At 60.6% G+C, this 12,497-nt stretch carries 9 protein-coding genes and 1 pseudogene; 7 read left to right on the top strand and 3 right to left on the bottom strand.

The genetic code is table 11. From position 1 onward, the window contains the following. The 3 genes from AC07PU_RS31990 to AC07PU_RS31980 form a co-directional block, all read left to right on the top strand. Positions 1–759, top strand: a 759-nt coding sequence (locus AC07PU_RS31990) for an ABC transporter ATP-binding protein (RefSeq protein ID WP_495322351.1), incomplete at its 5' end; no start/stop codon positions are given. A gap of 1 nt (position 760) precedes the next feature. Continuing rightward, complete coding sequence (locus AC07PU_RS31985) at positions 761–1,537, top strand: ABC transporter ATP-binding protein (protein ID WP_256223103.1); 777 nt, start codon at positions 761–763, stop codon at positions 1,535–1,537. 268 nt (positions 1,538–1,805) lie between these two features. Then, positions 1,806–2,036: a hypothetical protein gene (locus tag AC07PU_RS31980; protein WP_495322349.1), complete on the top strand. Its 231-nt coding sequence runs from the start codon at positions 1,806–1,808 to the stop codon at positions 2,034–2,036. Positions 2,037–2,178: 142 nt separating this feature from the next. Here the strand turns inward: AC07PU_RS31980 and AC07PU_RS31975 are convergent, their stop codons facing one another. Further along, positions 2,179–2,790: an HNH endonuclease gene (locus tag AC07PU_RS31975; protein WP_495322348.1), complete on the bottom strand. Its 612-nt coding sequence runs from the start codon at positions 2,788–2,790 to the stop codon at positions 2,179–2,181. A 344-nt stretch (positions 2,791–3,134) separates the two neighbouring features. On the opposite strand from AC07PU_RS31975, the gene AC07PU_RS31970 reads away from it, so the two are divergent. The 4 genes and pseudogenes from AC07PU_RS31970 to AC07PU_RS31955 all read left to right on the top strand — a co-directional run. Further along, positions 3,135–3,824, top strand: a complete 690-nt coding sequence (locus tag AC07PU_RS31970) for a glycoside hydrolase family 19 protein (protein WP_495322347.1) — start codon at positions 3,135–3,137, stop codon at positions 3,822–3,824. Positions 3,825–3,850: 26 nt separating this feature from the next. Then, a complete protein-coding gene (locus tag AC07PU_RS31965; protein ID WP_495322345.1) occupies positions 3,851–4,771 on the top strand; it encodes a hypothetical protein in 921 nt (306 codons plus the stop codon). A 356-nt stretch (positions 4,772–5,127) separates the two neighbouring features. After that, positions 5,128–9,261 carry an NACHT domain-containing protein gene (locus AC07PU_RS31960; protein ID WP_495322344.1) on the top strand — a complete coding sequence of 1,378 codons (4,134 nt, stop codon included), beginning with the start codon at positions 5,128–5,130 and terminating at the stop codon, positions 9,259–9,261. Positions 9,262–9,552: 291 nt separating this feature from the next. After that, positions 9,553–9,872 (top strand): annotated as a pseudogene (locus AC07PU_RS31955) (site-specific integrase); the annotation flags it as partial. A gap of 225 nt (positions 9,873–10,097) precedes the next feature. On the opposite strand, the gene AC07PU_RS31950 reads toward AC07PU_RS31955, so the two are convergent. Together AC07PU_RS31950 and AC07PU_RS31945 are read right to left on the bottom strand one after the other, a co-directional pair. After that, positions 10,098–11,075 (bottom strand): Bug family tripartite tricarboxylate transporter substrate binding protein, encoded by a 978-nt coding sequence (locus AC07PU_RS31950; protein ID WP_495322343.1) that lies wholly within the window; start codon positions 11,073–11,075, stop codon positions 10,098–10,100. Between the two features lie 37 nt (positions 11,076–11,112). Further along, a complete protein-coding gene (locus AC07PU_RS31945; protein ID WP_495322355.1) occupies positions 11,113–12,435 on the bottom strand; it encodes an arylsulfatase in 1,323 nt (440 codons plus the stop codon). Positions 12,436–12,497 lie beyond the last annotated feature (62 nt).

Below are 12,497 nucleotides of genomic sequence, written 5' to 3'. Positions count from 1 at the left end.
ATCCTCGACGTTCGCGGCATCTCCAAGCGCTTCGGCGGCCTGCAGGCCCTGTCCGACGTCGGCATCACCATCCAGCGCGGCCAGGTCTATGGCCTGATCGGCCCCAACGGCGCTGGCAAGACCACCTTCTTCAACGTCATCACCGGGCTCTACACGCCCGACAGCGGCAGCTTCGAGCTCGCCGGCAAGCCCTACCAGCCCACGGCCGTGCACGAGGTGGCCAAGGCCGGCATCGCGCGCACCTTCCAGAACATCCGCCTGTTCGCCGAGATGACGGCGCTCGAGAACGTGATGGTCGGTCGCCACATCCGCACCCGCTCCGGCGTAGTCGGCGCGATGCTGCGCACCGGTTCGTTCAAGGCCGAGGAGAAGGCCATCGCCCAGCGCGCACAGGAGCTGCTCGATTACGTGGGCATCGGCAAGTTCGCCGACTACAAGGCGCGCACCCTGAGCTACGGCGACCAGCGCCGCCTCGAGATCGCGCGTGCCCTGGCCACCGACCCGCAGCTCATCGCGCTCGACGAGCCCGCGGCCGGCATGAACATGACCGAGAAGGTCCAGCTGCGCGAGCTGATCGACCGCATCCGCCGCGACGACCGCACGATCCTGATCATCGAGCACGACGTGAAGCTGATCATGGGCCTGTGCGATCGCGTCACGGTGCTCGACTACGGCAAGCAGATCGCCGAAGGCACGCCGGCGGACGTACAGAAGAACGAAAAGGTGATCGAGGCTTACCTCGGCACCGGAGGACATTGAGATGAGCGCAGCAGTGCAAACCCAAGAGGAAGTCGCGGCGGGCGCTTCGCAACGCAAGGCCGTCGGCAACGTGTTGCTCAAGGTCAGCGGCCTGAAGGTGGGCTACGGCGGCATCCAGGCCGTAAAGGGCGTGGACTTCGAGGTGCGCGAGGGCGAGCTGGTCTCGCTGATCGGCTCCAACGGCGCCGGCAAGACCACCACCATGAAGGCGATCACCGGCACGCTGCCCGCGGGCGCGGGCGACATCGAGTTCCTGGGCCGCAGCATCAAGGGCCGCGGCGCCTGGGACCTGGTGGGCGAGGGCCTGGTGATGGTGCCCGAGGGCCGCGGCGTGTTCACGCGCATGACGATCACCGAGAACCTGCAGATCGGCGCCTACATCCGCAAGGACAAGGCCGGCATCGCGAGCGACATGGAGCGCGTGTTCGTGACCTTCCCGCGGCTGCGCGAGCGCAAGGACCAGCTGGCCGGCACGATGTCGGGCGGTGAGCAGCAGATGCTGGCCATGGGCCGCGCGCTGATGGCACGCCCCAAGGTGCTGCTGCTCGACGAACCCACCATGGGCCTGTCGCCGATCATGTGCGACAAGATCTTCGAGGTGGTGCAGGCCGTGGCCGCGCAGGGCGTGACCATCCTGCTGGTCGAGCAGAACGCCAACCGCGCGCTGCAGTTGGCCGACCGCGGCTACGTGATGGAGTCGGGCCTGATCACCATGTCGGGCGACGCCAAGGGGCTGCTGAGCGATCCGAAGGTGCGCGCGGCGTACCTGGGGGAGTAAGCGGAGAATAGGCCTGTCGCACTTTGTGCTTCAGGCTGCCAGAGCAACCTGCTCCTTGTCATGCAGCTCACTCAGACTGCCACCGCGCATTACTGAGCCAGTCAACGAATATGCGACTATCTTCTGCGCGAGGCGCGCGGATTCGATTGGAGCCTTCAGATCGACTCCGCTCCCTACTCCGTGGGCATTGAACGCGCAGCACATTTCCCTCGCTTCGAACACTCAAGCCTCTTCTTAGGGCTCTCACGATTGCCTGCACAATCTCGCCATGACGATGAAGCAGGATCTGTCCACCGAGGCGCTGAGCTCGATGGCAATGGAGTGGCGCAGAAGAGCTCTCTCAGGAGAACGCGATGCACGAGGCATCGCACATGAGCTCGAAATGGAGGTGCGTCGGCGCGTGGGCACGCCGGTCGCAGATGTCGACACGTTCGATCTCAGACCCTTGGAGGCCAGGAACGCATCAAGACGGCGCTGGGCGCTGTGGAGCAGAGGCTGAGCACGTGACGATGGGCGAGCATAGGCTCGCTACTGATCGCCTACAGGGCTGAGCGGCGCCACCGGCTACGCAATGCTGTGCCTCCTTGGAACTTCCCAAAAGCGCAAGTGATCGAGCACGTCGACGTGGCCTGTCAATCCAGCTACTCCGACCATACGCCAAAGTGGCGTTGCCTGTGGCAGTTAGGACATAGAGCGATGGCATTCGCCACGGTGTCTTCACCACCTTTAGCCAACGGAACGCGGTGATGGACCTCGAGGTATCCGGTGCCATTCGAAGCACGCAGGAAAGGCGCAGGCGCTCGACAGCCTTCGCACTTTCCTTCAGCGCGCTCCAAGACCTCTGCAACCACATCAGTGTTGCGAACGAACACTTGGGTTCGGACCTCTACCTTGGCCGCGACCGGATCTGCCTGCGCGAGCCTTTGCTTTCGCTGCGCAGAGCTGCTTTGCATCGATATCGCAAGCCGACGATCGAAGTCTTCGATCACGCCCTCAACGGTATCGCAATCGGGGACTGAAGGTCTGCTTCGACCCTTGAGGAAGTAACGAGCGAGTTCGGCGTCTGTCGGAGGGCCTTCCCTTTCGAACTGGTCGATATCATCGAAAGGTATCGGCATCTTGCGATAGCCGACGGCTTCGGATGAGTCCGGGCGCACGATGGTGCCATTGTTGGATCCTGGAGACCATACGATCACAAACCTTGGCTCGCCTTCACGCTCGTAGTCGATCGCTGTGTTGCGATGTTCGAACAACGCTCGGGCACTTCGGATATCCGTTTTTGAGGTCCCATCTAGCGCATGGCCCTCAGTTTCGTGGTCGGCTTCCCGCCACCGATTCTTGGAATGCACCGCACGAAACTGAACGGGACGAGGTTTTGACATGCGCCGATCTTAAGCAAGCAGTGAAAGCATGGAGCTGCCTCTTCAGGTCAAGCGACGGGGACGGCAGCTCGGTGTACTTGCGCAGATGCAACAACCGAATCCGGTAGGTCTATGCCAAATCTGTTCCTGCGAACGGGTTCAGCGCTGGACAATTCGCGCGCGCTGCCGTCTACTCACTCTCCCATAAGCCCAGTATCAATAAAAAGGGGGCAATCATGGTCAGAGGGATCTCCATCGCTTTTGTCGCTGCCCTATTCGGCTCGACGGTACTTGCCGGGGCGGTAGACCGGCCTGCGTTTTACGCGGCCTGTCAGAAATCAAAAACTCTTCCCCCAAGCCTCTTCAAGGGCGAACGTCGTGCGGGGATAGAGAGGATTTTTGATTACTGGGAGAAAACCAAGTACACCGACGAGCGCTGGCTCGCCTACATCCTAGGTACGGCGTACCGGGAGAGTGTTGGCTCGATGCAGCCAGTAAGGGAAGGCTTGTGCAGTACCGATGCCTGTTCGATCAAGGCCGTCACTGCACACTTTGGCTCTGGGAACATCACCAACAACTATGCGCTGCCCGACGCCAACGGCAATTCCTATTTTGGCAGGGGCCTCGTTCAGATCACGCACAAAAGAAAGTACCGGTCTGTGGGCCGCGCCTTGGGCTGGGGTGACGAGCTCGTCAATCATCCTGAGCTTGCGCTTGACCCAGATAAGGCTACCGTCATTCTCGTCGAGGGGATGGCGCAGGGAATGTTTACGCGATGCTCGCTGCCCAACAGTTTTCTCGGCGAAACGAGCCAGCCGCAGGACTGGACAGGGGCGCGTTGTATCGTAAATCCGGGTTCTAAACGCGCGCAGATCACGGCAGATCACGCGCTCGCCTTCTATGCCTGTCTGACTCCCGGTAAATAGTTCGTACGCTCAACGGAGGCACTGAAATGATCTCTATCCAAAAGATTCTTGCAGTTTTTCTCTTGGCTGCGTTCTTCGCAGGCGAATCCGGTGCGCAACAATGCCCAAGCCTCGGGCATTGCCGAGCGGATGCGTCAGAAGGCGGCCTGCTGCTGCATAAGCCCAACAGCAAAGGCAATATCATCTGGACCAGCCCGTGCGGTGACAACACGACCAAGCGACACACTGATCAAATCTGCGCGGAGATTGCGAGCTGCCCCGCCGCGGGGGGCTTTGGTAAGTTCCTGAAATCCGTTACGTTCAATTGCGAGGCCAAACACTTCGACGGTTATTTCGGACTTGACGGAGTGACATTTGGAATCCTGGACTGGACGGCGGCAAACATTCCTGAGCTGGTGCGCGCCTATACAGCGCGAAATCCTGATAAGTTCGATGAGCTCTTTGGCCCACTGAACCTGCCCGTGAAGAATGGCTGCGTCGCCGCGAACTGGGTCTGTGACGCCAACAAGCAAGCCAAGTTCATGTGCGATGCGAAGATCAAAGACGCATTCAGCAAGGCCGTTCGCGAACCAGACTTTCAAAAGGCCCAAGTCGACGTAGCCCTTCGCGCGTACGAAACAAGACTCAAGCGGTATGCCGTGCTCGGCCTCAAAACCGAGTACGGAAACACTGCAATGGCCGTTGTCGGAAACAACCTGGTGAACTCGCCAGCATGTCGCCCCGCAACGTGGAAAGCCTCCTGCGCAAAGCAAAAGGACGAAACGCAACTCGTGGACTGCATGCTGGATGAGTACGTCGCTCATGCATGCCGTGGTAGCAAAGAAGGCTCTCAGGAGCGACGCGCGGCCATCAAAGCCATATTCAAGGACTCAAAGCCAAGCACCATTCTCCATCCTTCAGCGCAGGACGTTGCTGGGTGTACCAGCAAATGGGGAACTGGCTCTTGAGATGCATGCGGCATCGGCGGCGAAGCCGTTGGTCACGCGGCCGTGTTGCATCAAGGAGTGCCGCGGATGGCGCTTTCGTCTCAAAGCGCAGCTTGCGAACGGCCTCAATCGCTTCTGGGGTCGGGTGGGTCATCCAACCCCCGGACTAACCAACAGCCTGCGCTGCGCCTCGAAGAGTTCTTTCTCCGTAACGGCCCAAGCCACGTACAACGCTTCTTGATCGCTCTGCATGAGCGTTTCTCCTCGCGTGCACCAAAACCGCCGGATGTGGCGGCCTGTCGTGCATCCGGATGCACCCGCACCCGCACCCGCACCCGCACCCGCTAAAGTTCAGCATCAGACTTCTCGAGCCAAGTATGCCGTTGGACCCAGAGTATTTTGTTGAACGCTCAGCTACCTTCAAGGGTGACGATGGTAGTTCTAGCGCTCGCCAGCTTTCAGCCTGGCGTCATCTTGATGCCTACGTGCTCCTCGGTGAACCTGGCGCCGGCAAATCGACCGCATTCGAACAGGAGGCCAACGCCATCGGTTCCGGTGCGCGGTATGTAACTGCGCGGAGCCTCCTGGCGCTCGGCGCTCCGGACGGCTGGACCGACGAGATTCTGTTCATCGATGCGCTCGACGAGCGACGCGGCGATTCGTTCGCCTTTTTGAGTTCCCTTGACGAATTACGGCAGAAACTGAATCAACTCGGTCGCCCTCGTTTTCGGCTGTCATGCCGCGAGGCTGATTGGTACATCAATGGAGTGGCAGAACTCGCTGAGGTCGCCCCCGCAGGTAAGGTGGTGACACTTTGGCTTGACCCCTTGACCTCTGAAGACATCAAGTCTTTACTCGAGCATTGGTCACCGCGGCGCGTGGCCGATCCGCGAGTCTTCTTGGAGCGGGCTGAGCAACATGGAATGACGCCGCTGCTCGGTAATCCTCTCTTGCTCGGAATGCTCGTGGATGCGGTCAGTGGAAGCGATTGGCCCAACAGCAAACAAGCGACGTATGAACTCGCTTGCGAAAAGATGGCCGTCGAGCACAACGATATCCGACGCCGGATCACTTCATCTTCGCCTGTGCTTGCCCATGACATCTTGTTGGCAGCAGGTCATCTCTACGCGCTCATGCTTCTGTCCGATGCGCACAGTTTCACGATGAACCCGACCGATGACGAGAAAGGCGTCATCTCATTGACAGTGCTGCCAACGGAGCTTGCACAGAGCGCGAAGACGGCATCGGAATGTCTAAGCTCCAAACTTTTCATTGCCGACGGAGATCGCCGCATACCGAGGCATCGAACGGTCGCGGAATTCTTGGCGGCCAAGGCGCTGGCTCGGAGCATTGATCGTGGTCTTCCCGTTCAACGGGTGCTCGCGATGATGTGCGGTAGTAGCGGTCGTATTGTGGAGCCGCTGCGCGGCTTGTATGCGTGGCTCACAGTGCACTGTCTACGCGAGCGGTCTTACCTAATTGATCGGGACGCACTTGGACTCGTGATGTACGGTGATGTTCGCCATTTCTCTGTGCTCGAAAAGCAAGGCATCCTGGACGCTTTCTATCGTGAGGCGGAGCGCTTCCGATGGTTTCGGAACGGAAACTGGGATGCTCATCCCTTTGGAGCACTTGGCACTCGCGACATGGAACAGACGTTTCGCGGACTGCTCACCTCGACAGCTCGCGAACCAGCACATCAGGCGCTGCTGGATTGCGTGACCGACGCCATCGCACAGGGCGAGCGTGAGCTGCAGTTGCCCAGAGAACTCGAGCAAGTCGCTCGGGACTCGAGTTATTGGTTGGAGATACGACGCTCAGCACTCAATGCGTGGCTCGCAAAAGACGGCTATGACATTGATGCGGCAAAGCGTCTGCTGGAGGACATTCGGGCGGGTGTGGTCGCCGATGAGGATGACCAATTGGCTGGCGCGCTATTGACTGCACTGTACCCGGCTCACATGTCAACGGCAGAGGCCCTTCAGCATCAGCGACGCAGGCGGCAGGAGTTCAACATCACCCGGTTCCACATGTTCTGGGCTCTTGATTTCTTAACGGTGATGCCAAAGGCTGATCTTCCGGCCGCTGCGGATATGCTCGCCGCGCGCCTCGCTTCGGAAAGACGCAACAGTGATGAGGAAGGTTCGGCCCGAGCACGCGATGAGACGCAAGAACTTGCCTTGAAGGTAGTCGCGGCAGCCTTGCTAGCTGACACACCCGACTTAAGCCCGGAACGTTTGTATGCCTGGCTGGGCGTTGGAATCGACGAATACGGCTCGCTCGATGCAAGCAGCGCCGAGGCGACGGCCATCGGCGAATGGCTCTCAAGTCATCCAGAGCAGCAGCGCCTGGCGTTCGCGTATGGCCTCTCACAGGTCGTTCCCGACGTGCAGGACGGACGACGCCACTTTTGGATGGCAGAAGAGCGCATGTTTCGCTCCAAAAGAGCCGGGAACTGGTTCCAGTGGCTGCTCGAGATCGCCGACGGTACGGACGATCCAGAGATCGCGAAGTATTGCCTACAGGAAGCCGGGCGAGCAGCCCTCGGCGAGATGCAGGATTCCGGCATTACTGTCGAGGAGATCGAGGACTGGGTCCGTCTGCACCTCACTCAGTGGCCGCTCGCCGAGCAGTGGAAGACCGACGTATTCGCTTGGCCTCTAGATGCTTACCAAAGCGCCAACTACGCGCGCAACCAGAAGCGGCGCTCCAAAGCGGCAGCGGAACGGTCCGCGCGACAGCAGCGATTGGCGCCGCACCTTGCTGCCATCTCTACCGGATTGGCAGATCCGCGCCTGCTCGATCAAGTGGCCAATGCGTATGCGAAACGATACGCGGACATTCGGGGCGACACCCCGCAGGAGCGAGTTCAAGATTTTCTTGTCGTGGGCCCCGAGCAAGCGAGCCAAGCCATCGAGGGGATCAAGGCCGCGCTTGCGAGACCAGACCTACCAAGCGTTGACGATGTGGTCTCGACGCTGGCCGAAGGCAATTTCCTTTATATGAACTCGGTCTGCCTGCTGGCAGCCAAGCTCATTCACGACGAGCAGCCGAATGCGTGGCGTTCCTGGCCCGCGACACTGGTCGACACCATGATCGCGTTCTGTCTCGCCAGCACCCAAAGCCAACTCCCGTCTTGGTATGTCGCGCTGGCGAATGAGCGCCCTCAGGTGCTAGCCCCCATTCTGCTGCGCTTCGCGCGCCGCGAGTTGTCCAAAGACACAAGCCCTTTTTTTCAGCAGCTGTATATGCTTCGCGACACAGGAGGTCCTGTGGAACTGGCGCGGCTCGTAGTTCCCGAGCTATGGCGAATTTTTCCGCCTTGCCCAAGCGCCGGACAACTGCGCTTCGTAGAAAACCTCATTCTCCCCGCATCGGCGCTGCATCTTGAGCAGCGTGAATGGCACGGCTTGGTGGAAGACAAGCTGGCCAAACCAGGTATCAGCGATGAACTTGCCGTTGTGCTTCACGTAGCCGCAATGCGCTTCGATGTCGCCGCCCATTGCCACGTGCTACTGAATCTTTGCGAACATAATCTAGAGCTCAGGAGCACCCTTGGAGATGCTCTCACGAGACAGCGGCGTGACGAGATCGCGTTGTTGGCGGACTCACCCGAACTCATGGGGCGCCTCGTCGTACTGCTTGCGTCGGGGTTGTCTCCAGAACGGCCAACGGAGGCTGACACTATCTCCTCCTCGGATAGACGACGCGATGCCGCGCAGACCTTGATACGTGCTATCGCCAATGCCACAAGCGAGGCTGCTGGATCCGAACTCCGGCGCTTGCGGGATCTGCCAGCGTTGAGCAGTTGGGCTATCTACATCGACAGCCTCCTCTACGATCACGAACGCATCGCTAACAAGGCATCCTTTCTTGTCGCCTCTCCAGCGCTGGTCGCGCAGGTTTTGCTCAATAAATCCCCGGCAAATGCACGCGACATGGCGGAGCTCTTGAGGGATCACTTGAGGCAACTAGCGCAAAGAATTCAGTTCGAGGAGTCGAATTGGATCGAGAACTTCTATCGGCCCACAGCAAGAGGAAAGCCTAGCAAAAGTGGTACCGGTAAGGGCCCCCAAGCGACCCAGCCCAAGATCGAGAATGACTGTCGCGACCTTATCCAAGGACTGCTGCGAGATCGCGTCCTGCCTCTTAACGTACAGGTCGAGAAAGAGAGCTACGCAGCGGGTGACAGGCGTGCCGACCTCCAGGCGACGACCATTGCAGACGGACGACGTGTCATCGTGCCGATCGAGTTAAAAAAAGACGATCACCCGGAAGTCTGGACTGCATGGCACGATCAGTTGGCGGCTCGCTACACATCGAATCCGGCCGCTGAAGGCATGGGGGTGTACCTAGTGCTGTGGTTTGGGTACCGCTCGACGCGCGCACCCGACGGTGTGAAACCGAGGTCGGCGCAGCACATGGCTAGTTTGCTCAACGCTCTCATCCCAGCCGAGCAACGCGCTCACATCGTCGGCCTTGTTGTGGATCTTTCGAGAGGTTTGCGTTGATTTTTCAACTGTTGACGACGCCTCAGAAGTAATTGATCACAACCTCAAGGGCTGGGAAGCGAACAGGCTTGTGATTGCTGAATGGCAGTCGTGCCTTGCGCGGCAGCTTCAGACTGCAAGCAGTCGGTGAACCCTTGCCGATGAATGGCTGCTACTACGAAGAGCGGACAGCGAAGGCTAGCCCGGTTTGCCTGTTCGAACATCGAGACCTGACACGGCCAGCTCGGTCACTCGTGGACAGCCGCATCTAAAAAGATGCACCTTCATGACCCATCTCGATGGGAGACCATCATGAAAACCGCTTTACCAGCAGCTCATCGCGAGCCTTGGAACAAGAGAAAGATCGTCGGTCAGAAGTCACCGTTCAAGCCCAAAGACATCTGGGCGCTGCGCGTGCGCCTTCAGATAGAGAACCAGGTGCGCGAACTTGCGTTGCTCAACTTAGGGATTGACAGCAAGCTTCGCGGGTGCGATCTGGTGCCCCTCAAAGTCCGCGATGTCTTCCACGGTGATCAGGTCCCCTCACGAGCCGTTGTCATGCAGCATAAGACTAAGCGTTGCGTCAGTTCGAGATCACAGCGATCGCCTGGGACGCACTACAGAAATGGATCAGCGGGCGGTGGACTTGGACGAGAAGCGTTCTTCGGCACGAACGGCCTGGAGCTCCAGCAGGCGAGAAGAGCTTCAGACCTGGTGCCGATGTTTTCAAGACTCGAGCGAACTTGGCTCAGGGCTCCCGTATCGGTCAAAACGTTTGCGTGAGATCTGGCGTCTAAAGAGTACAAGAAACCCTGATTTTTTTGATGGCAAGCCGGTGTGGTGACGCGTGATTAGCTTCAGTCAATGTCCAGCTTCGCCTTGGTCGCGAGCTCCTTCCACTTGCGAGTGTCGGCCTCGATGAACTGCTGCGCGTCCTTTGCACTGCCCTTGCCTGCGATGGAACCGCTGGCCACCAGCGCCGGTTGAAGCTCGGCCGAGGCGGCAATGTCGTTGACCCAGGTGTTGAGCTGCTGCACCTGCGCCGCCGGCACGCCCTTCGGCGCCGCGACGATGTACCACTGCGCGGCGTCGTAATCCTTGAGCCCTGCCTCCTGCATGGTCGGCACATCCGGAAGGCTCTCGATGCGGTAGCGAGTCGTCACCGCATAGGCCTTGAGCTTGCCGGACTTGATCTGCTGCAGCACCGGCGTCACGCCTAGCATGCCCAGCGGAATCTGCGCGCCCACCACGTCGACCACGGCCTGCCCGCCGCCCTTGTAGGGCACGTGCGTCATGGCCGTGCCTGCGCTCACGTTGAAGAGTTCGCCGGCCAGGTGCTGCGACGTGCCGTTCCCAGAACTCGCATAGCTCCACGCGGCCGGATTCTTTTTCATCTCCTGAATGAGATCGGAGAGCTTGGCAGGCGCGTTCGGCATGCGGCTCACCAGCACCATCGGCCCCTGCGCCAGCGTGGCGATGGCCGTCAGCTCCCTGCCCACTTCGGGCGGCTGCGTCGCGTACAGCACGGGGCCGGGCACGGTAATGAGGGTGTAGCCGTCGGGCGCGGCCTTGGCAGCGGCCTGCAGCGCGATGGCGCCCGAGGCGCCGGGTCGGTTCTCGATGACGACCGGTTGTCCCGTCTTTTCGCCGAGCTTGCGCGCGGCGACGCGCGTGAGCACGTCAACGGTGCCACCGGGCGGGAAGCCGACGATCCACGTGATGGGCTTGGCATTGGGCCAAGCGCCCGGGTCGCCGGCAGCGAACACTGCTGCAGGCAGGAACAGCGCGGCGGCCGTGGCCACCAAAGCGCGTCGAAGAAAGGACAGTGTGGACATGAGGAACTCCTGAAAATGCTGGATGGACGGACGGCGCTCAGTCGGGCTTGCCCGGCGGCGTATTGGGAAACTGCTGGCAGCTTTTATTGAAGGCCTGCACCATGCGCAGCACGGGGCCAAGCACCCAGGTGTTGAAGACCAGCACGTCGGTCTCCTCCTTCGGGTCACGCGTGATGTTGAAGAGGTAGGGTGACTCCAGCTTGCCCTTGCCTTCGTTCACTTCGGGCTCCCAGTAGAAGTGCAGCTTCCAGTCGCGCCACTTCACCGCGCGCAGGTCGTTCTTGATGTAGAAAAGAAAGCCCTCCCGCGCCGACTTCTCCTCTTCGCCGAACAGAAAGGCGCGCTGGTCCACGCCGTCGATGGGGCGGTCGGCCGGCAGCGGTGCACCGGCAACGGCCCCCAGCGTGGTGAAGAGGTCGGTCACGTGCACCAGTTCGTTGCTGGTGCGGCCAGCCGAGATCTTTCCGGGCCAGCGCGCGATGAAGGGCACGCGCAGGCTGCCTTCCATCGCGGTGTGGTACGTGCCGCGCCACGGGCCGGCTGTGCCGCGGTACGGTGCGCGGAATTCCGGTCCGTTGTCGCTGCAGAAGATGAAGAGCGTGTCGTCCGCGATGCCGAGCCGCTCTACCTCGTCGACGATCTGGCCGACGCGGTGGTCCATCTCGACCATCGAATCCGCGAAGTCGCCGGCGCCGGTGCGCCCGGCGAAGTCCGGATGCGGCAGCGTCGGAAAGTGCAGATGCACCAGCGGCAGATACAGGAAAAAAGGTTTGCGCGCCGCATGGTGTCGCTGCATGAAGGCCTGCGAATGCTCGACCAGTTCGGCATCGATGCCGCGGCGGCTGTCGAGGTCGTAAACCTTCACGATCTCCGATGATTCGCCGCGGCGGCCACGCATGATGTGCGGGACGTCGGCGACCGATGGGTCGAAGCCGACCGTCGAGGTGAACTGGCTTTCGTCGGTGGTGCGTGGAATGCCGTACCACTCGTCGAAGCCGCGGTCCGACGGGTAGCGGCCCTCGATGTCGCCCAAGTGCCACTTGCCGAAGTGCGCCGTGGCATACCCCTGAGCCGACAGCAACTCGGCGAGCGTCACCTCCCAGCGCGTGAGGCCCTGCGGCAGACCTGGCGGGACCGATTGCAGGCAGCCGGTGCGGATCGGATGCCGCCCGCTCATGAGCGCGGAGCGGGTCGGTACACAGTCGCTCTCGACGTTGAAGTTCTGCAGCAGCAGGCCTTGGCGTGCGAGTGCATCGATGCGAGGCGTGGGTGCGCCGCGCAGGGCGCCGCCGCCGTAGCAGCCGAGTTCGCCCCAGCCGAGGTTGTCGGCGACGATCAGGACGATGTTGGGTGGATTCACGGTCGGTTCTCGTTGAAGCTGTGATCGCTTCAATCTAGCCAGGCCGATGCCAAATTGCATTC

The organism is Variovorax sp. GW821-FHT10D07 (genome assembly GCF_059415325.1).
The sequence above is the reverse complement of the archived record's forward strand: the minus strand, read 5'-3'. Positions and strand labels throughout refer to the sequence as shown.

Excerpts from the sequence above, each read along its gene's own strand:
- AC07PU_RS31965 (WP_495322345.1), top strand. The coding sequence starts at position 3,851 with ATGATCTCTATCCAAAAGATTCTTGCAGTTTTTCTCTTGGCTGCGTTC.
- AC07PU_RS31985 (WP_256223103.1), top strand. The coding sequence starts at position 761 with ATGAGCGCAGCAGTGCAAACCCAAGAGGAAGTCGCGGCGGGCGCTTCG.
- AC07PU_RS31960 (WP_495322344.1), top strand. The coding sequence starts at position 5,128 with ATGCCGTTGGACCCAGAGTATTTTGTTGAACGCTCAGCTACCTTCAAG.
- AC07PU_RS31980 (WP_495322349.1), top strand. The coding sequence starts at position 1,806 with ATGACGATGAAGCAGGATCTGTCCACCGAGGCGCTGAGCTCGATGGCA.
- AC07PU_RS31950 (WP_495322343.1), bottom strand. The coding sequence starts at position 11,075 with ATGTCCACACTGTCCTTTCTTCGACGCGCTTTGGTGGCCACGGCCGCC.
- AC07PU_RS31970 (WP_495322347.1), top strand. The coding sequence starts at position 3,135 with ATGGTCAGAGGGATCTCCATCGCTTTTGTCGCTGCCCTATTCGGCTCG.